The sequence below is a fragment of the Chromobacterium alticapitis genome (assembly GCF_002924365.1).
Taxonomy (GTDB): domain Bacteria; phylum Pseudomonadota; class Gammaproteobacteria; order Burkholderiales; family Chromobacteriaceae; genus Chromobacterium; species Chromobacterium alticapitis.
This window is the reverse complement of record NZ_PQWB01000027.1, coordinates 1-20,329: the sequence shown is the minus strand read 5'-3', so window position 1 is coordinate 20,329 and position 20,329 is coordinate 1. Positions and strand designations below refer to the sequence as shown.

At 65.0% G+C, this 20,329-nt stretch carries 17 protein-coding genes; 7 read left to right on the top strand and 10 right to left on the bottom strand.

Features of this window, described 5'->3' with window-relative positions; all coding sequences use genetic code 11:
• Positions 1-178 precede the first annotated feature (178 nt).
• On the top strand, positions 179-913 hold the full coding sequence (locus C2I19_RS07575) for a substrate-binding periplasmic protein (RefSeq protein WP_199181107.1): 735 nt from the start codon (positions 179-181) through the stop codon (positions 911-913).
• 101 nt (positions 914-1,014) lie between these two features.
• Here C2I19_RS07575 and C2I19_RS07570 read toward each other — a convergent pair whose 3' ends face one another.
• From C2I19_RS07570 to C2I19_RS07525, 10 genes are all read right to left on the bottom strand, one after another.
• On the bottom strand, positions 1,015-2,046 hold the full coding sequence (locus C2I19_RS07570) for an alpha/beta hydrolase family protein (protein ID WP_103902103.1): 1,032 nt from the start codon (positions 2,044-2,046) through the stop codon (positions 1,015-1,017).
• Positions 2,047-2,193: 147 nt separating this feature from the next.
• A complete protein-coding gene (locus C2I19_RS07565) occupies positions 2,194-2,904 on the bottom strand; it encodes an ABC transporter ATP-binding protein (protein ID WP_103902102.1) in 711 nt (236 codons plus the stop codon).
• The gene (locus C2I19_RS07560) at positions 2,901-3,671 is read right to left on the bottom strand and encodes an ABC transporter ATP-binding protein (protein WP_103902101.1); all 771 of its coding nucleotides are present in this window, start codon (positions 3,669-3,671) and stop codon (positions 2,901-2,903) included. The genes C2I19_RS07565 and C2I19_RS07560 overlap by 4 nt, the downstream gene beginning before the upstream one ends.
• Positions 3,672-3,673: 2 nt before the next feature.
• Positions 3,674-4,765 carry an ABC transporter permease subunit gene (locus C2I19_RS07555; protein WP_103902100.1) on the bottom strand — a complete coding sequence of 364 codons (1,092 nt, stop codon included), beginning with the start codon at positions 4,763-4,765 and terminating at the stop codon, positions 3,674-3,676.
• A gap of 16 nt (positions 4,766-4,781) precedes the next feature.
• The gene (locus C2I19_RS07550) at positions 4,782-5,711 is read right to left on the bottom strand and encodes a branched-chain amino acid ABC transporter permease (protein ID WP_103902099.1); all 930 of its coding nucleotides are present in this window, start codon (positions 5,709-5,711) and stop codon (positions 4,782-4,784) included.
• A gap of 662 nt (positions 5,712-6,373) precedes the next feature.
• Positions 6,374-7,720, bottom strand: coding sequence for an N-succinylarginine dihydrolase (astB, locus tag C2I19_RS07545; RefSeq protein WP_103902098.1), 1,347 nt, complete (start codon positions 7,718-7,720; stop codon positions 6,374-6,376).
• Positions 7,721-8,153: 433 nt separating this feature from the next.
• Positions 8,154-9,614: a succinylglutamate-semialdehyde dehydrogenase gene (gene astD, locus C2I19_RS07540; protein WP_103902097.1), complete on the bottom strand. Its 1,461-nt coding sequence runs from the start codon at positions 9,612-9,614 to the stop codon at positions 8,154-8,156.
• A complete protein-coding gene (astA, locus tag C2I19_RS07535) occupies positions 9,614-10,648 on the bottom strand; it encodes an arginine N-succinyltransferase (protein ID WP_103902096.1) in 1,035 nt (344 codons plus the stop codon). Before astA ends, astD begins: the two co-directional genes overlap by 1 nt.
• A gap of 11 nt (positions 10,649-10,659) precedes the next feature.
• A complete protein-coding gene (gene aruF / locus C2I19_RS07530; RefSeq protein ID WP_103902095.1) occupies positions 10,660-11,679 on the bottom strand; it encodes an arginine/ornithine succinyltransferase subunit alpha in 1,020 nt (339 codons plus the stop codon).
• 134 nt (positions 11,680-11,813) lie between these two features.
• Complete coding sequence (locus C2I19_RS07525) at positions 11,814-13,028, bottom strand: aspartate aminotransferase family protein (protein ID WP_103902094.1); 1,215 nt, start codon at positions 13,026-13,028, stop codon at positions 11,814-11,816.
• A 460-nt stretch (positions 13,029-13,488) separates the two neighbouring features.
• On the opposite strand from C2I19_RS07525, the gene C2I19_RS07520 reads away from it, so the two are divergent.
• The 6 genes from C2I19_RS07520 to C2I19_RS22795 all read left to right on the top strand — a co-directional run.
• Positions 13,489-14,982, top strand: coding sequence for a carbohydrate porin (locus tag C2I19_RS07520; RefSeq protein ID WP_199181106.1), 1,494 nt, complete (start codon positions 13,489-13,491; stop codon positions 14,980-14,982).
• A gap of 89 nt (positions 14,983-15,071) precedes the next feature.
• On the top strand, positions 15,072-16,193 hold the full coding sequence (locus tag C2I19_RS07515) for an NHL repeat-containing protein (RefSeq protein WP_103902093.1): 1,122 nt from the start codon (positions 15,072-15,074) through the stop codon (positions 16,191-16,193).
• Positions 16,190-17,482, top strand: a complete 1,293-nt coding sequence (efeB, locus tag C2I19_RS07510; protein ID WP_103902092.1) for an iron uptake transporter deferrochelatase/peroxidase subunit — start codon at positions 16,190-16,192, stop codon at positions 17,480-17,482. The genes C2I19_RS07515 and efeB overlap by 4 nt, the downstream gene beginning before the upstream one ends.
• 21 nt (positions 17,483-17,503) lie before the next feature.
• Positions 17,504-18,508, top strand: a complete 1,005-nt coding sequence (locus C2I19_RS07505; RefSeq protein WP_103902091.1) for an iron ABC transporter substrate-binding protein — start codon at positions 17,504-17,506, stop codon at positions 18,506-18,508.
• The gene (locus tag C2I19_RS07500; RefSeq protein ID WP_103902090.1) at positions 18,509-20,128 is read left to right on the top strand and encodes an ABC transporter permease; all 1,620 of its coding nucleotides are present in this window, start codon (positions 18,509-18,511) and stop codon (positions 20,126-20,128) included.
• A partial coding sequence (locus C2I19_RS22795) for an ATP-binding cassette domain-containing protein (protein ID WP_146056757.1) occupies positions 20,116-20,329 on the top strand: 214 nt, incomplete at its 3' end. The genes C2I19_RS07500 and C2I19_RS22795, both read left to right, overlap by 13 nt.

The following is a 20,329-nucleotide window of genomic DNA, read 5'->3' as shown; positions in this document are numbered from 1 at the left end:
CCCATTAAAAACCGCCCAGCATAACGCTCGGCCCTATTTCAAACAATAAAGCATGCCCTAAAGCGAAATCGCTCAAACATCCCAAAAATGCATTCCCCACACATGATTTTTGCCGCTGATGGATTGCGCGTCCTCGAAAACTGTCTGACAATTCATCCGAAGTTCACAGGAAATGCGCATGAGAAACATTTTCGCAGCCGCGCTATTGGCGGCGCACGCTTGCCTCGCCCAAGCGGAACCCATCATCATGTCGTTCGGCGAAAAGATTCCTCCCTTCGTTTTTCCCGAAACCGACTCCGGCATCGAACTCGAAGTGATAGGCGAAGCGCTAGCCTATCGCGGCCATCAACTGCAGCCGCGCTACTTCGCCTTCGCCAGAGTGCCCATGGCCTTCAAGGCTCATCAGGTCGACGCGGCCATGACGGACCTGGGAGAAGACTTGCGGCCGTACGGCGGATTCTATGGCGATCCGGCGGTTCTCTACGACAACGTGCTGATCACCTTGAAAGAAAGACGCCTGACCATACACAGCCCCGCCGATCTGCGCGGCCTGTCCGTCATCGCCTTTCAGGGCGCAGCCAAGCGTTACCCGGACTGGTTGAGCGGCGTGCAGAGCGCCGGCCAATATTTCGAGCAAAACAATCAGGAGCTGCAAGTGCTGACGCTGGATGCCGGCCACTACGACGTAGTCCTGTGCGACCGCAATATCTACCGCTACTTCGCGCTGCAAGTGGAGCGCGAGCAGCATAGGCCGCTCAAGCCAGTGGAATATCACGCCTTCGTCAAGCTGAACCCGCTCAATTACCGGCCCATCTTCCGCAGCGAGAAAATCCGCGACGATTTCAACGCCGGTCTGCGCCATTTGAAGGATAACGGCCGCTATCAGGCTATCTACGCGCATTATCTGCAATAAATCAGTGTTCGCCTCATAGTCAAAATGACTATGCCATGACTCCGCACAGGCGCAAACTGCCGTTGCTGATGGAAAGGCGCTGAACGCGCCTGCAGGCCCACTCACTGGCCGGCGATGCCGGCGGCGGCCAATCTCTGCAGTATCCAGCGCGCGATTTCCTCATGCACGGCGGCGCGTTCTCCTCTGCCATCGGCGCAAACCGCCACGTCGTCCCCTTCCTCCGCCAAGAGCTTGATGGCGCGCGCCGTGCACAGCTTGAACGCGCTGTATGGCGTAGCGGGAGCAAACTGTTTGTAGCCGCCTTCTGGCAAATTCCGCAGCAGTGGATTGGCCGGCGCGATGCCCGCCCCGTCGGCAAGCACCCCAAGATTGGCCAGCGACACCGGCACCCTCATCGCTCCCAGGCTCTCCCCATCCAGGCTATCGCTCAACTCCGGGTCCACCGCCAGCACGGCGCGCACCCGTTCGTCCCGCCAAGACTGGCTCAACGGCCCCGCGGGAAGCGCCCGCAAATCCACCCGGCTTTTAACGAACCATGCGCAATCCGGCCCGCTGTTTACGCCAGAGTCGCATGAAGCCTGATAGCGTTTGGCATCCAGCCGGGCGCCGCCCAACATCAGCGCCGAAGTGCCGCCCCTCAGGAAACCGACGGCCGCGATCCGACCATCCCTCACATGGCTTTCCAGACGCGAATCCTGCAAGACCGCATCCAACGCCGCGCTCAAATCCGCCGGACGCAGCCATGCCTCCCGCGCAGCCGCCTGCGCGTCGCGCGCGCGCGGTGCCTGCACATTCAAAACGATGTAGCCATGCTCGGCCAGAAGCCCCGCCAGCCAGTCGCCCTGACCAGCTGCCGCGCGCAGCCCGCCATGCGCCAGCAACAGCAGGGGATGGCGCCCAGCCGCCATATCTGCCCCAGGCGCCGCGGCCACGCCCTCGAAGATAGGCGACGCGCCGATCACGCGCGCGGGCGTATCGCCGCTTGCCGGATACCACACGCTCACGCTCACGTTCCCGCCGCGCGCAGGACTGAAAATCGTGCGCTCTTCCATGCCGGCGCTGAAACCGCCAGCCCGCGCCGCCTGCAATATCAGCAGCATTGCCGCCATGGACACGCCCTGCCAATTCGCCATGCCATTCCTCCGTCACGCCGGGAAAATAACAATATGTCATGAATTGGCCAAGATGTGATACCCGCCCACCTCGCGAAAGCGGCCGGAACGCAAACAAAAACCCCCGCGGGCCAGGCCGGCGGGGGTGCACTCTGAACCAGATGAGGACTATTCGCCCAGATAGGCGTTGCGCACGCGCGGGTCGTCCAGCAATTCCTTGGCGTTGCCGCTCATGGTGATGCGGCCGCTTTCCATCACGTAGCCGCGCTGCGACACTTCCAGCGCCAGCTTGGCGTTCTGCTCCACCAGCAGCATGGTCACGCCCTGCTTGGAAACCATCTGGATGATCTCGAAGATCTTCTCCACGATGATGGGCGCGAGGCCCATGGACGGCTCGTCCAGCAACAGCAGCTTGGGCTTGGACAGCATGGCGCGGCCCATGGCCACCATCTGTTGTTCGCCGCCGGACAGAGTGCCGGCCAGTTGCAGGCGGCGCTCTTTCAGACGCGGGAACAGTTCGTAGACATGCTCGATCTCGTTCTGGATGGCTGCCTTGTCGTCGCGGTAGTAGGCCCCCATTTGCAGGTTTTCTTCCACCGTCAGCTTGGCGAACACGCCGCGGCCTTCCGGCACCATGGCCAGGCCATGGCGGACAAAATCATGCGACGGGATGGTGGAAGCGTCCTTGCCGTCGAACAGGATGTTGCCGCCGGACTTCTTGACCATGCCCACCAGCGTTTTCAGCGTGGTGGTCTTGCCGGCGCCGTTGGCGCCGATCAACGTCACCAGCTCGCCCTGATTGATGTGGAAATCCACCCCTCTGACCGCCTGAATGCCGCCATAGGCCACTTGCAGGTTTTTAACTTCCAGAATGCTCATGCGTGGGCCGCTCCCAGATAGGCTTCGATTACTTTCGGATTGCGGCGCACTTCTTCCGGCACGCCTTCGGCAATCTTCTTGCCATAATCCAGCACCGCGATGCGGTCGCACAGACCCATCATCAGCTTGACGTCGTGCTCGATCAGCAGCACGGTGACGCCGCCGTCGCGGATCTTGCTCATCAAATCCTTCAGTTCCTCGGTTTCCTTCGGATTCATGCCGGCCGCCGGCTCGTCCAGCGCCAGCAGCTTGGGCTCGGTGGCCAGCGCGCGGGCGATCTCCAGACGGCGCTGATGGCCGTAGGACAGATTGCGGGCGCGCTCCTCGGCCACATCGGCGATGCCCACGTACTCCAGCAGCTCCCACGCCTTGCGCTCGATGGAGCGCTCCTCGTTCATGGTGCCCTTGTCGCGCAGCACCGCGCCCAGCGCGCCCGCTTTGGAGCGGATGTGGCGACCCACCATCACGTTCTCCAGCGCCGTCATCTCGCCGAACAGGCGGATGTTCTGGAACGTGCGGGCGATGCCGGCGGCCACCACCACGTGCGGCTTCTGCTGGAACAGATCATGACCGGCGAAGTCAAACTGGCCCTCGTCCGGCACGTAGAGGCCGGTCAACACATTGAACAGCGTGGTCTTGCCGGCGCCGTTCGGGCCGATTAGACCATAGATTTCACCCTTGTTGATGGTCAGCGCCACATCGCTGAGCGCGTGCAGACCGCCAAAACGCTTATGGATGCCTTCGATTTTCAGCAAAACTTCAGCCATGATTAACCTTTCTGCACTGCAGCGTCTTCACGGTCGTCGCGGAACTCCGCCTTGCGACGCTTGGACGGCCACATCCCTTCCGGACGGACCAGCATCATCACCACCATCGCCAGGCCGAACAGCAGCATGCGGGCGTTTTCGGGGTCGATGAGCATGCGACCGAAGGTTTTCATCTGCAGCGGGCCGATCACGTCGCGCAGGATTTCCGGCGCGATGGTCAGCACTACGGCGCCCAGGATCACGCCCGGGATGTGCCCCATGCCGCCCAGCACGATCATGGCCAGGATCATGATGGATTCCAGCAGGCTGAACGATTCCGGAGACACGAAGCCCTGGAAGGAGGCGAACAGGCCGCCGGCCACGCCGCCGGACAGCGCGCCCAGGCCGAAGGCCAACAGCTTGATGTTGCGGATATTGATGCCCATGGCCGCGGCGGCGATGTCATCCTCGCGCAGCGCCACCCAGGCGCGGCCGATGCGGGAGTGCTGCAGGCGGAAAGCCATGATCACCACGCCCACGGTCAGCGCCAGGAACAGGTAGTAGTAGAGGTAGACGCTGTGGAAGCTCAGGCCGAACAGCTCTATGGTTCTGCCAAGCGAAACATCGCCGATGTGGATCGGGTCGATCAGGTTGATGCCTTGCGGGCCGTTGGTGATGTTGATCGGCTGGTTCAGGTTGTTCATGAAGATCCGGACGATCTCGCCGAAACCCAGCGTCACGATGGCCAGATAGTCGCCCTTCAGCTTCAACACCGGCGTGCCCAGCATGATCCCGCCCAGCGAGGCCATTGCGGCGCCCAGCGGAATGGTCAGGAAGAACAGCCAGTGGATGTCGAAGTGCGGCGAGCTCAGCAGAGCATAGGCGTAAGCGCCGATGGCATAGAAGGCGATGAAGCCCAAGTCCAGCAGGCCGGCGAAGCCCACCACGATGTTCAGGCCCAGCGCCAGCATCACGTACAGCAGCGCGAAGTCTATGATGCGCACCCAGGAGTTGCCCAGCACGCCGCCCACCAGGAAGGGCAGCACGGCCAACAGGACGGCGCAGGCGGCGAAGAAAGCCATCTTCTTGCCGGTGCTCATTGTGTTCAAATCCATGTTTCTCTCCTTCCGATCAGGCGCGGTCGGCCATTTTTTCGCCCAGCAGGCCGGACGGACGGAAGATCAGCACCGCGATCAGCACGACGAAAGCGATGATGTCCTGATAGTTGGAGCCGAGGAAGCCGCCGGTCAGCGTGCCGATATAGCCGGCGCCGAGGCTCTCGATGATGCCCAGCAGAATGCCGCCCGCCACCGCGCCGCCCAGGTTGCCGATGCCGCCCAGCACCGCCGCGGTGAACGCCTTGAGGCCTATCATGAAGCCCATGTAGTAGTGGGCCTGCTCGTAGTTGGTGGCGACCATCACGCCGGCGATCGCGCCGAGGCCGGAGCCGATGACGAAGGTGGCGGAAATGATGGTGTTGACGTTGACGCCCATCAGGCCGGCCACGGCCGGGTTCTGGCTGGTGGCGCGCATGGCGCGGCCGAGCTTGGTCCTCTCCACCATCAGCAGCAGCCCAGCCATGATGACCAGGCACAGCACGACGATCACGATTTGCAGCTTGGTGATGCTGGCGCCGAAGATGGACACCACGTCATGATCCAGAATCTGCGGGAACGGGATGTAGTTGCGGCCCCAGATCAGGATGGCGACCTGCTGCAGCACGATGGAAACGCCGATCGCGGTGATCAGCGGCGCCAGGCGCTGCTTGCCGCGCAAGGGACGATAAGCCACGCGCTCGATCACGAAACCGAGCAGCATGCAGGCGGGAATGGCCACCAGCAAGCCTATCAGCACCAGCGCCGGACCCGGCAGGTTGATGCCTGAATTCATCAGGGTGGTGATGACGGTGATGGTGACCATGGCGCCGAACATCACGACTTCGCCGTGGGCGAAGTTGATCAGGCCCATGATCCCGTACACCATGGTATAGCCGAGCGCAATCAGCGCGTAGATGCTACCCAGAACGAGACCGTTCAGGATTTGTTGCAGAAAAATGTCCACGTTTGGAGATCTCCTCTGTTTGTCTGCCGACAGCTTCCGGGGGTTTCCCTCTTATTGATTGCTGCCTGTTTTGTCCACCTGCGGCGAGCCTTGATTTTGGCTTCTGTCCGACAGGCGAACCGATTATCACCATGTATCCAATCGACTGTCAATTGCGATTATCGGCAAAATAAACCACCCTGGAAAAGCATTTATTTTAAAAACAAACCATTGATTTTATTGAACTTAAACGGAAAATCTTCAGCTGGAAATTTTACAGCCGGTAGTATTGGCGAAACTCTTTCCACTCAATCGCCTGTTTTACATTTCGGTCATATTCGACATTCAATTTATTCACATTCGAACAGCCCTTCTCCCAGCCTTGCATGATTTTCGAACATGCATGCATGAGCATTGTTCACTTGCATACAATCTACAGTACCAGTTGCTATCCATTAAATCCGGCCCCGGGAGCCGCAAAAAAAATCTGCAATCAGATGTTTCTCCGCGCGGCGACAGCGCGCCCACACCCGCAACCAGCATGCAACAAACATGCCATTTCTAAAAATAGCCCGCATTTCGCATCGCCTGGCCATGTGTTTGTGAATGGCCGCCCTGCCGCCGGGCGTAAAAAAGCCCGCATCGGCCAAGCGGCCGCGCGGGCTTGCCATCCTGTTTGCGGCTCAGGCAAGCTGGAAGGGATAGACGCTGCCCAATCCCAGAATCCGCGTCAGCTCGTCCAGCGCAGTCCGGCACTCGATCAACAACTGCGGGTCGGCCAAGTCCGCCGGCGCCAGCCTGTCGCGATAATGGCGGTCCACCCAGCCGTTCAGCGACTCGAACAGCGCGCCGCTCATCAGCACCTGCTGGTTCACGGCCGCCAGCTCCGCCTCGTTCAACGCCACGCGCAGCCGCAGGCAGGCGGGGCCGCCGCCGTTCTGCATGCTCTGCTTCAGATCGAACACCTTGGTCTCGTCTATCGGCCCGCCGCTGGCGACGAGCTTCTGCAGATAGCTCCATACCCGCGGATGATTGCGGCACTCTTCCGGCACCACGATCAGCATCTTGCCGTCAGGCTTGGTGAGCAGTTGGCTGTTGAACAGATAGCTCTTCACCGCCTCTTCCACCGTCACCTCGGCGCGCGGCACCTCGATGGCGGTGAAACGGCCGCCGCGGGCCGCCAGCTTGCGCGACAGCTCGTCCAACACCTCCGCCTGATTCAGGAAGGCCTGCTGGTGATGGAACAGCACCTCGCCGTTGCCGACTGAGATCACGTCGTTGTGGAACACGCCGGCGTCTATGGTGTCCGGGTCCTGCTGCGCGTAGACCACGCCAGCCTCGGACAAGCCGTGCAGCCGCGCCACCGCCTGGCTGGCCTCCAGCGTTTGCCGCGCCGGGAACTTGGCCGGCTTGGGGTAGCGGCTGTCGAAAGCCGCCGCGCCGAACACGAAGAACTCCACGCCCGGCTGGCCGTAGCCGGCGCAGAAACGGGTATGGTTGGCCGCGCCCTCGTCGCCGAAGTGCATCTGCGCCGGCAGCGCCTCATGCACGGCGAAACGCGACTCGTCGGCGAACATGGCCTGCAACACCCGGCGGGTGGTGGGATGTTCGATCGAACGGTGGAACTTGTTGTTCAAGTTGGCCGGCGTGAAATGCGCGCGGCCGTCCGCGGTGTCGGCAGACGGGCTGACCGTGGCGGCATTGGCCGTCCACATGCAGGACGCCGACGTCGCCGCGGCCAGAATGGTCGGCGCCTCCTTGGCCGCGCGCGCGATCACCTCTGCGTCGCTGCCGCCGAAGCCCAGCCTGCGCAAGGACGCCACATCCGGCCTTTCCTGCGGCGCCAGCACGCCCTGTTTGAAGCCCAGGTCGTGCAGCGCCTTCATCTTCTGCAGGCCCTGCTTGGCCGCCAGCTTGGGATTCGATTCCGCGCTGACATTGCTGGTGGAGGCCACATTGCCGAAAGACAGGCCGCTGTAGTTGTGGGTAGGGCCGACCAGGCCGTCGAAATTCACTTCATAGGCGTTCATTTGGAGAATGCTCCCTTGCCTCGATCCATCTGAATGGCGGAGCGGTCCGCTGGATCGCCTCGCCATATTGCTCATTCCTTGCCATCGGACGGCGCCGTCTGGCGCCGCCCCCTCTCCCCAACCCCTCTCCCGCGAGGGGAGAGGGGCTTGCCCCTCGCCTTCCGTCCAAAGTTGCGACAGAACAGATAAAGCACCACCCCGCCGACGCTCTCCCTCTTTCCGCGCGGGAGAGGAGCTTGCCTGCACCCGCAATCCAAACATGCGGCAAGAAAGCAAATAGCGCGCCGCCGCTCCGCTGCTCTCCCCTCGCGGGAGAGGGGCTTGCCCTGCACCCGCAATCCAAACATACGGCAAGAAGGCAAATAGTGCGCCGCCGCTCCGCAGTTCCCCCCTCTCCCCTCGCGGGAGAGGGGCCGGGGGAGAGGGTGCTGGCTTAAAACACCATGCCAGGAGACAGCTGCGCCGGCAGCGTCAGGCTGTCGCACTCCAGAGACGCCACCGGGTAGGCACAGTAGTCGGCCGCGTAGTAAGCGCTGGGGCGGTGGTTGCCGGACGCGCCTATGCCGCCGAACGGCTGGCTGCTTGCGGCGCCGGTCAAGGGCTTGTTCCAGTTGACCACGCCGGCGCGCGACTCCAGCCAGTAGCGGTCGTATAGCTCGCGGCTGTCCGACAGCACGCCGCCGGCCAGGCCGAATCGGGTGTCATTGGCGATGGCGATGGCCTGGTCGAAATCGGCGTAGCGGATCACTTGCAACAGCGGGCCGAAGAATTCTTCGTCCGGACGGGCGATGGCCGTGGTGTCGACGATGCCCGGCGTCAGCATGGCCGCGCCCTCTTCCAGCCTGCGCATCGTCAGCAGCGGCTTGCCGCCGGCGGCGACCAGCGCGTCCTGCGCTTTCAGCAAGGCATCGGCGGCTGCGTTGGAAATCACCGCGCCCAGGAACGGCGCCGGTTCGGCATCGAATTTGCCGACGCGCAGCTTGCCGGCCACTTCGACCAGGCGGGCGACGAAGGCGTCGCCCCATTCGCCCTGCGGCACCAGCAGGCGACGCGCGCAGGTGCAGCGCTGGCCGGCGGAGACGAAGGTGGACTGGATCACGTGGTGTACCGCGCCGTCCACATCGGCCACTGGGCCGACGATCAGCGGATTATTGCCGCCCATTTCCAGCGCCAGGATCTTGTCCGGGCGGCCGGAGAACTGCTTGTGCAGCAGCGCGCCGGTGGCGGAGCTGCCGGTGAAGAACAGACCATCGATGCCATCATGGCCGGCCAGCGCCACGCCGGTGTCTTTAGCGCCCTGCAGCAAGCCTATCACGCCGGCCGGCAAGCCGGCCTCGGCCCACAGTTTGACGGTTTCCTGAGCGGTCCACGGCGTCAGCTCGGACGGCTTGAAGATCACCGCGTTGCCGGCCAAGAGCGCCGGCACGATGTGGCCGTTCGGCAGGTGGCCGGGGAAATTGTACGGGCCGAACACCGCCGCCACGCCATGCGGCTTGTGGCGCAGCACGGCCTGGGCGTCGCCCATCGCCGCGGCGCGCTCGCCGGTGCGTTCGGCCAGCGCCTTCAGCGAGATGTCGATCTTGCCGACCATGGTGGTGACTTCGGTCGTCGCCTCCCACAGCGGTTTGCCGGTTTCCTGGGCGATGACCCGGGCCAGCTCAGCCTTGCGCTCGGTCAGCAGCTCGCCGAAGCAGCGCACCACGGCGGCGCGCGCTTCAAGGCCCAGGCGGGCCCAGGCCGGAAAGGCGGCGCGGGCGGCGCGCACGGCGGCGTCCACCTGAGCGGCGCTGGCCGCGCGGCCCTGCCACAAGGGGGCATTGTCGGCCGGATTGCGCTTGGCCATGGCCTCGCCCTCGCCGGCCAGCCATTGGCCATTCACGAACAAAGTCATCATCACACTGCCTCCTTCGGCGTCAGCGCCACGCAGCGCACGTGATCGCCGTCCTGCACATTGAGCGCCCGCGCCAGTTCCGGCGTCAGGCAGAATTCGCCTTGCGGCGCGGCGCACTCGACCAGCGCGGCGCGGAAGCCGGACAAGGAGTCGTTGCACGCCAGATGCCACTCCTTGTCTCCGTCCGGCAGCGGATCGACGATGCGCGCCGGCAGCCGCCGGCTTTCCTTTACCGCGCGGATATCGCTGGTATAGGACTGGATGGTCGGACCGGCGTCGAAAATATCGACATAACCCTCGTAGCGGAAGCCTTCCGCCTCCAGCAGCGCCACGGCAGGCCGCGTACCCTCATGGGTCTGGCCTATCACTGCCTGCGCGTCTGGCGGCAGGAAGTCCACATACACCGGGTGTTTGGGCATCAGCTCGGCGACGAAGGCCTTCTGGCCGACGCCGGTCAGATAATCCGCCTTGGCGAAGTCTATGGAGAAGAAGTGGCGGCCCAGCGCCTCCCAGAACGGCGAGCGGCCGGCCTCGTCGGACACGCCGCGCATCTCGGCCACCACCATCTTGCCGAACAGCTGCGGGAACTGCGCCAGGAACAGGAAGCGGCACTTGGACAGCAGGCCGCCGTTGCGCTTGACGCGGAAATCCGGGTGCAGGAACAGGCTGCACAGTTCGGAAAAGCCGGTATGGTCGTTGGACAGGAACAGCGTCTCATGGCGGCTGTACACGCCCAGCTCTTCCGAGGCGTGGACAATGGTGCCGACGCGGTAGTTGTACCAGGGCTCCTTCAGGCCGACGGCGGCCTCGATGGCGCTGATGCCGGCCAGCTTGCCGGTCTCGCCGTCTTCCAGCACGAAGACATAGCCTTGATCGGCGCGGTCCAGCTCGCCGGCGAAGGACAGCACCGAGCGCGCGATCTTGCGCGACAGCCGCTCCTCGTTCACCGGCAGCGAGGTCATGCCGATGCCGGCGCTTTTCGCCAGGTGCATCAGGCCATCCAGATCCTTGTGTTCCACGGGACGAATGAACATCATGGCCCGCCTCCTTATGCTTGCTGCAAGCCGGCCACGCGCACCGCGTCGCCGCTGGACACGCCCAGCGCCTTGGCCGCGTCCGGATTGATAAAGGCCACGCCATCCACCACGGCCACGCGGGCGGCGGTGGCGGCGAAGCCGGCCAGACGGTCATTGCTGAGCAATTGCAGGCTGGCCTGCGCCGGCAGGCTGGCCTGGATCTCCACCGGGTGGCCGCGGCTTTGCTCCACCGTCTTCAGCCGGTCCAGCTCTGCGGTCAGCACCGCGCCGCCGTCGAAGATGTCCAGGTAGTTGTCGGCCTCGAAGCCCTCCTTGCACAACAACTGGCACACGCGCTCGAAATGCGGATGGATCTGGCCTATGGACTGCTGCGCCTCGTCCGGCAGCAGCGGCACGTAGACCGGATAGCTCGGCATCAGCTCGGCGATGAAGGTCTTGCTGTGACTGACGAAGGCCTGTTCCACCTGCAGGAAATCCATATTGAAGAAGCGGCGGCCGATGGCGTTCCAGAAAGGCGACTGGCCGGCGTCGTCGTGCATGCCCTGCATCTCGGCGATGACGCGGCGGCCGAAGCGCTCGCGCTCGCCGGCGATGAACAGCAGGCGCGCGCGCGACATCAATTCGGCCGCGATGGCGTCCAGCCCGCCGTCGACATAGAAGCCGCACAGCTGCACGGTGCCGGTCAGATCATGGCAGATGTTCAGCACATGGATGCGGTTATGCACGCCCAGCGCGCGCGAAGCGTGCACCGCGGTTTCGCTGCGGTAGCTGTAGAAAGGCTCGTCGAAGCCGGCCGAGGCGCAGATGGACGCGGTGCCCACCACATTGCCGCCATGCTCCAGCACAAACATGTAGTAGTCGCGGCTGGATGCGCCGGTGGCTTCGTGTTCAAAAGCGCTGGCGGATTGCTGGATGCGCTCGAACAGCTTCTCGCGATTATTGGGCAGGCTGGTGACGCCTATGCCGCTGGCCAGCGCCAGCCGCTCTATCGCCGGCAGGTCCGAAGTGCGGACGGGACGCACGGTAAACATGGGACTTCCTCCCTGGTTTTTAAGACGGCCGCGCGGATTTGGGCGCAGCCGCAACCGCGACCCGGCGCAAAGCGGGGTCGTGGCTGTGAAATCGGAGTCAGTTGCGGCGGCCGCGCATGACGCGCGGCCTGGCCTTACTTGGCGGACACCAGCTCGGCGACGGCGGCGTCAAGGCGCTTCAGGCCTTCGTCGATGTCGGCGTCGCTGATCACCAGCGACGGCGCCAGGCGCAACACGCTGAGACCGGCCACCAGAATCATCAGTTGCTGCTTCTCCGCGGCTTTCAGGAAATCGCGGGCGCGGCCGTTGTATTCGTCGGTCAGCACGCAGCCGATCAGCAAGCCCTTGCCGCGCACCAGCTTGAACACATTGTATTTGGCGTTGATCGCCTGCAGGCCCGCCACCAAGCGGTCATGGCGCGCTTCCACGCCCGCGAGCACCTCGGGCGAACTGACGATGGACACCACCTTGTGCGCCACCGCGCAAGCCAGCGGGTTGCCGCCGTAAGTAGAGCCGTGGGTGCCGACGCCGAAGCTCTTGGCCACCTGGTGCGTGGTCAGCATCGCGCCGATCGGGAAGCCGCCGCCTATGCCCTTGGCGGAAGTCAGGATGTCCGGGGTCACGCCGTATTGCTGGTAAGCGTACAGCGCGCCGGTGCGGCCCATGCCGCTTTGCACTTCGTCGAAGATCAGCAGCGCGTTGTGCTGGTCGCACAGCTCGCGCGCGGCCTGGAGGAAGGCCGGATCGGCCGGCAGCACGCCGCTCTCGCCTTGAACCGGCTCGATCACCACTGCGCAAGTCTTATCGGAGATGGCCGCCTTCAGCGATTCGATATTGTTGAACTCGAAGTGGCCGATGCCCGCCGGCACCGGGCCGAAGCCTTCGGTGTACTTGGGCTGGCCGCCCACGCTGACGGTGAACAGGGTGCGGCCATGGAAGGAATTGACGCAAGACAGGATCTGGTGCTTCTGCCCGCCGTGCTTGTCGTGCGCATATTTGCGCGCCAGCTTGAACGCGGCCTCGTTGGCCTCGGCGCCGGAGTTGCAGAAGAACACGCGCTCGGCGAAAGTCTTCTCCACCAAGAGACTGGCCAGCTTCAGCGCCGGCTCGTTGGTGAACACATTGGACACGTGCCACAGCTTGTTCGCCTGCTCGGTCAGCGCGGCCACCAGTTCCGGATGGCAGTGGCCCAGCGAGTTGACGGCGATGCCGCCGGCCAGGTCGACGAATTCGCGGCCGTCCTGATCCCAAACGCGGGAGCCTTCGCCTCGCACCGGAATGAAGCCGGCGGGGCCGTAGTTCTGCACCATGACCTGGTCGAAATCAGCGCGGGTTACCAGATTGCTCATTGATGGTTTTCCTTCCTTGTTCTGTCGTGCGTCGCCGCTATGCCTGCGGCGCTGTTTTTTACATGCTCGATCGATTCTAAAGGAAGCGGACGAGAAGTCACTATCCTGTTTGCGACACCGCTGTATAGAAAGGCTACGGAAAGCGGCGAAAATCTGTCTGACAATGAACATTCCATTCACAGCCAGCCCCTGCCAGCCGTCCCCCAGCTCAATCCATGGTCATGGCCAGCCCGCTCAGGCGAGCCCCAGGCGCGTCGCGAGCGACGTTTCTCTCCTGGCAAAAAAAAGTTCCCCTTCGCGTCAACCATTGATAATGATTGTCGTTTATTGATGGTAAGACAGTCTGCCCGCGCCCACTGCGCCGAGCATGCCGTACCAATGCGGGCACAGTGCGCCGCCATAACGAGAACGATACGCATTATTTGGAAGCAATGACCATCCTCTAGGGAGATGTGACTCTGTGAAACGAAACACCCCGCCCCACCCGCGCCGGCTGCTGGCCGGCGCCGTCGCCGCCAGCCTCTTGCTGAGCGGCCTGGCCCGCGCCGCGGACAATGCCGACGCCGAGACCAATCCCGCCGACCAGCCCGAGGCCGATCAAGCGATCACGGCCAAACCCGACCACCAATGGACCGGCTGGTGGAACCGTTCCACCCTGCTGGGCGACATGGGCGGCCTGCGCTCCGCCCTGGGCCGCGCCGGCGTCACGCTGGGCCTGAGCGAAACCAGCCAATACCTGCGCAACGTCAGCGGCGGCCTCAACTACGGCGGCGACTACGAGGGCCTTGCCACGCTGACCCTGGGCCTGGACACCCAGCGCGCGGGCGGATGGGAAGGCGGCAGCTTCAATCTCAGCGTGCTGGACATCCACGGCAAGGCATTCAGCGCCGAGCACGTCGGCAGCATCCAGACCGCCAGCGGCATCGAGGCCGACCGCGCCACCCGGCTGTGGGAAGCCTGGTACCAGCAGCAGCTGAACGGCGACCGCCTGGACCTGAAAATCGGCCAGCAAAGCCTGGACCAGGAATTCATGGTGTCGCAGTACGGCGGCCTGTTCATGGGCACCATGTTCGGCTGGGCCGCCGTGCCCTCCGCCGACCTGCCCGCCGGCGGCCCGGCCTACCCGCTGTCCGGCCTGGGCCTGCGGCTGCGCGGCAAGATAGGCGACAACTTCACGCTGCTCGGCGGCGTCTTCGCCGGCGACCCGACCCGCGACGCCACCCAGAATCCCGACCCGCAGCAGCTGAACAAATACGGCACCACCTTCAGCCGCCACGGCGGCGCGCTGTTCATCGGCGAGCTGCAATACGGCCGCAACCTGCCGTCCAACGGCGCGCTGGAGGCGCCGCAAGCCAAGGGCAGCCAGCCCGGCCTGCCCGGCACCTACAAGCTGGGCTTCTGGTATCTGAATCAGAAAACCGCCGACACCCGCCTGGACGCCGACGGCCAGCCCATGGCCATCAGCGGCAACCCGGCGATGCAGCACGCCGGCAACTACAGCATTTACGCGGTGGCGGATCAGACCGTGTGGCGCCCCAGCGAGGACAGCAGCCTGACACTGAACCTGTTCGGCCGCGTCATGGCCGCGCCGGGCGACCGCAATCCGATCAGCCTGTCCGCCAACGCCGGCATCACGCTGACCGCGCCTTTCGCCGGCCGCGATAACGACAGCGCTGGCCTGGCACTGGGCTATGTCAAGGTGGGCAACCACGCCGCCGGCGCCGACAGGGACAACGGCATCGCCAGCGGCAACTCGCTCTACCCGGTGCGCAGCGATGAAATCCAGGCCGAAGCGACCTATCTGTACCAACTGACGCCGTGGTGGCAATGGCAGGCCGACCTGCAGTACGTGCGCAATGTCGGCGCCGGCGCGGTTTCGCCCAACGATCCGAATCAGATCCAGAAAATCCCGAACAACTGGGTGCTGGGACTGAAGACCACCATCACCTTCTGAACATAAAGCCGAACCGGAGACAAAATGCGGACTATCCTAGTAACAATTCTCGTTACCGTTCGCATTCGCCTCCATTGGAGACAGAAACGATGAAAACAACATTCAAGCAAAGCGGCTTGGCTGCCGCCCTGGCCGCCATGCTGGCCCTGAGCGGCGCCGCCCGCGCCGACGACGTCTTCCTTGCCGGCATCAAGAAGCACACCGTGCTGACCAACACGGTGCCGGACAACGGCGACCAGAATCCCTACGCCATCGCCGTGTCGCCAGTCAGCGCCGGCAAGCTGAAGGCCGGCGACGTGCTGGTGGACAACTTCAACAACGCCGCCAACCTGCAGGGCATGGGCAGCACCATCGTCAACTACCATCCGGACAGCAAGGAGATGACGCTGTTCGCGCAAATCCCGCGCACGCTGGAGCAATGCCCGGGCGGCGTGGGCCTGTCCACCGCGATGACAGTGCTGAAGAGCGGCTGGGTCATCGTGGGCAGCACCCCCAGCAACGACGGCATGACCGACACCAAGGGCGCCGGCTGCCTGATGGTGCTGGACGCCAACGGCAAGCTGGTGGATGTATGGTCCGGGCCCGACATCAACGACCCCTGGGGCAATATGGCGGTGATAGACAAGGGCGACAAGGCCACGCTATTCGTCAGCAACGCCGGCTTCGGCGTGGGCAGCGCCAAGGGCGCGCCGCCGGAAGTGGACCTCGCCACCGTGCTCCGGCTGGAGCTGGACATCCCGGCCGGCCAGCCGCCCAAGATCGTCAGCCGCACCGTGGTGGCCAGCGGCTTCGGCGAACAGGCCGACAAGAGCGTGTTCCTGATCGGCCCCACCGGCCTGGTCTACGGCAAGGACGACAAGCTCTATGTGTCCGACGCGCTGGGCAATCGCATCAGCGAAATCTGGGACGCCACCACCCGCACCACCAGCGCCGGCATCGGCCGCACGCTGACCCGCGACGGCCTGCTGCTGCGCCCGCTGGCGCTGACCGCCACCCCCCAGGGCCACCTGCTGGCCACCAACGGCTCCAACGGCAAGGTGGTGGAGATTGACCCGGCCGACGGCAAACAGCTGGCCGCGCGCTGGATAGACGCCAACAAGGCGCAAACGCCCCCGGGCAGCGGCGACCTGTTCGGCATCGCCATCACGCCGCAGGGCGACGGCTTCTACTACGTGACCGACGACAACAATAATCTGGTGCTCGCCAAATGAGCCATCTCTCGAAACCCTCCTCGCGGCGCGGCTTCCTGCAGGCAGGCGGCGCGCTGGCGCTGGCCGGCTGCTTTGGCGGCTTTAGCGGCGCGGCCGCGGCGGCCGGCAGCCTGGCCCAAACGGGCGCGGCCAAACTGCCCAAGGACGCTGAACCGTTCTACGGCGCGCACCAGGGCGGCATCCTGACCCCGCAGCAGCAGAACAGCTACTTCGCGGCCCTGGACATAGCCGACACCGTCAAGCGCGAAGACCTGATCGCGCTGCTGAGAGCATGGACCAGCGCGGCGGACCGCCTCAGCCGTGGCTTGCCCGCGCGCGCGCTGTCCGGCCAGGGCGACAAGGCCCCGCTCGATTCCGGCGAAGCCTTTGGCCTGTCCCCTGCGCGGCTGACCCTGACCTTCGGCTTCGGTCCCGGCCTGTTCAGCAAGAACGGCGTGGACCGCTTCGGCCTGGCCGCGCGCCGTCCGGAGGCGCTGGTTGACCTGCCCAAGTTCAACGGCGACCAGTTGGTGCCGGAGAAGAGCGGCGGTGACTTGTCGATCCAGGCCTGCGCCGACGATCCGCAAGTGGCCTTCCACGCGGTGCGGCAGCTGGCCGCGCTGGCCGACGGCATCGCCAGCGTGCGCTGGGTGCAGACCGGCTTCGCCAGTGGCGCGCCCGGCGGCGGCACCCCGCGCAATCTGATGGGCTTCAAGGACGGCACCAACAACCCGTCGCCCAAAGACCCGGCGCTGATGAACCAGTTCATCTGGGTGGGCGACGAAGGCGGCTGGATGAAGGGCGGCAGCTATCTCGTGGCGCGCCGCATCCGCATCGCGCTGGAGCACTGGGACAAGACCGAGCTGGGCTTCCAGCAAGAAGTGGTGGGCCGCTACAAGGACAGCGGCGCGCCGCTGGGCCAGAAGCATGAATTCGAGCCGATGAAGCTGAGCGCGGTGGACAAGGACGGCAATCCGGTGATTCCGGACAGCGCCCACTCCCGCGTGGCCTCGCCGCAAGAGAACGACGGCGCGCGCATTCTGCGCCGGGCTTACTCCTACAACAACGGCGCGGATTTCACCGCCGAGCGCTGGCCGCCCTGGCACCAGGGCATCGAATACGATGCCGGCCTGTTCTTCCTGGCCTACCAGCGCGATCCGCGCAGCGGCTTCATCCGCATCAACAAGAAGCTGGCGGCCATCGACATGATGAACCAATACACCACCCATGTGGCCAGCGCGATTTTCGCCTGCCCGCCTGGCGCTCGCCCGGGCGGCTATATCGGCGAAACGCTGTTCGCCCAGCGCTAACTCACGCAAAGGATAAACACAATGACAAGCAAGAAACTGATCTCCGCCCTGATCGCCGGCGGCCTGCTGGCCGCCAGCCAGCTCTCCGCCGCCGCCAGCCTGGTGCTGTACAGCGCCCAGCACCCGCAAACGGTGAAGCTGCTGACCGCCGACTTCGAAAAAATGAGCGGCATCAGCGTGAAGGTGCGCTCCGGCGAAGGCCCGGAGCTGTCCGCCCAGTTGCTGGCAGAAGGCAAGGCTTCGCCGGCCGACGTCTATTTCGGCTCCAACTCCCCGGAACTGATGCTGCTGGAAGGCAAACAGTTGCTGGCCAAGCTGCCGGCCGCCACCTTCTCCGCCATCCCGGCGCGCTACAGCTCGCCGCAAGGTCAATGGGTGGGCGTGACCGCGCGCGAGAACGTGCTGGTCTTCAACAACAAGCTGGCCGCCGGCCTGGCCATGCCCGCCTCCTTGATGGACCTGGCCAAGCCGCAATGGAAGGGCAAGCTGGCCATCGCCCCGTCCGACGGCGACTTCCTGCCGCTGGTCAGCGCGGTGCGCGCGCTGAAGGGCGAGCCGGCTACGCTGGCCTGGCTCAAGGGCCTGCGCGACAACGCCCAGACCTTCGACGACAACGAAGGCGTGGTGGCGGCGGTGAACCGCGGCGGCGCGGCCGTCGGCATCATCAACAACTACTACTGGACCCGCCTGCAAGTGGAGCTGGGCGCCAAGGGCATGCACAGCCAGCTCTACCACTTCGGCAACGCCGATGTCGGCGCGCTGATCAACGTGTCCGGCGCCGGCATCCTGAAGAGCGCGCATGATCCGCAGGCCGCTGAGAAATTCCTGGCCTACCTGGTGAGCCCGCGCGCGCAGCAGCTGATCGCCAAGAGCAACATCACCTTCGAATACCCGCTGCTGCCCAGCGTGGCCCCGGCCCCGCAGTTGAAGCCCTTCAATCAGCTGAACCCGCCGCCGCTGGATACGCAGAAGCTGGGCGACAACGGCCAGTCGGCCAAGCTGCTGCGCCAGGCGGGGCTGCTGTAAATGAACGGCGCCGCCATGCGCCTGGCCGCCGGCGCCGCCCGGCGGCCGCGAGGCCTCACCGTCTGCGCCGCGCTGGCGGCGGCCTTGGCGCTGCTGCCGCTGGGCTTCACTTTGTGGCAAGCGTCCAGCGTCGGCGGCGCAGACGCCGCCGAGCTGCTGTTCCGTCCCATCGTCGCGCGGCTGGCCGGCAACACCGCCTTGATCGTGCTGGCCAGCACCGTCAGCTGCGCCATAGCCGGCACCGCCTCCGCCTGGCTGGTGGAGCGCACCCGCCTGCCCGGCCACAAGCTGTGGGCGCTGTTGTGCGTGGCGCCGCTAGCCATCCCGCCTTTCATCACCAGCTTCGCCTGGGTGTCCATCAGCCCGGAGCTGCAAGGCTTCTGGGGCGCCTGGCTGGTGCTGACCACCGCCTACACGCCGCTGGTCTATCTGCCTGTGTCGGCGGTGCTGCGCAATATGGACCCGGCGCTGGAAGAAACCGCCCGCTCGCTGGGCTTGTCCGCCTGGTCCTGTTTCCTGAGGGTGACCTTGCCGCAGCTGAGGCCGGCGCTGCTGGGCGGTATGCTGCTGGCGGCGCTGTCCACGCTGTCCGAGTTCGGCGCCTTCATGCTGCTGCACTTTCACACTTTCACCACTGAAATCTACGCCGAATACCGCGCCAGCTTCGACAGCGCCGGCGCCTCGCTGATGGCCAGCGTGCTGATGGCGGCCGGCCTGCTGATCCTGCTGCTTGAGCTGCGCGTGCGCGGCCAAGGCCGCTACCAGCGGCTGGACCGCGGCGCGCGGCGCGCCGCTGGCCGGCAGGAGCTGGGCTGGAAGCGCTGGCCGGCGCTGCTGTGGCTGACGCTGCAAGCCGCCGTCACGCTGCTGGCGCCCATCGCCACCATTCTGTACTGGACGCTGCAGCCCGGCGCGGACGCGGTGACGCCGGCCGAGGTGTCGCCACAGCTCTTGTTGTCGGCCACCGCTACCTCGCTGGGCCTGGGCCTGTCCGCCGCCGCCTTGACTACCGTTCTGGCGCTGCCGCTGGGCTATCTGCTGGCGCGCCATCCCGGCCGGCTGGCGCATCTATTGGAACGCTCGGTTTACCTGGCGCAGGGCGTGCCCGGCATCGTCATCGCGCTAGCCCTGGTCAACTTAGCCATCCAGTGGCTGAAACCGCTGTACCAGAGCGCGGCCATGCTGGCGCTGGCCTACGCCATCATGTTTTTGCCGCTGGCCCTGGTCAGCGTGCGCAGCGCGCTGCTGCAGGCGGAAAGCCGGCTGGAGGAACTGGCCCGCTCGCTGGGCCTCAACTGGTGGCAGGCGATGTGGCGCGTGGTGCTGCCGCTGGCCGCGCCGGGCCTGGGCGCCGCCGCCAGCCTGGTATTCATCTCCGTCATCACCGAGCTGACCGCCACCCTGCTGCTGGCGCCCATCGGCACCGAGACGCTGGCCACCCAGGTCTGGGCGGACACCGCCGCGCTGGCCTTCGCCGCCGCCGCGCCTTACGCCGCCATCCTGATCGCGCTGTCGCTGTTCGCCGCCTGGCTCTTGATGTCCTGCCTGGGCCGCGGCGCGGTGCTGGGCAGCCAGGCGCAACCTTGGAATCAACAGGAAGATCCGCCATGTCGGAACTGAAAATCGAAAAGCTGGGCAAGCGCTTCGGCGAACACCGGGTGCTGGACGACCTCACCCTGACCGTGGAGCAAGGCTCGCTGCTGGCGCTGCTGGGGCCGTCCGGCAGCGGCAAGACCACGCTGCTGCGCCTGCTGTGCGGCTTCGAGCGCTGCGACGCCGGCAGCATCCGCATCGGCGGCCAGCTGGTCAGCAGCCCGCAGC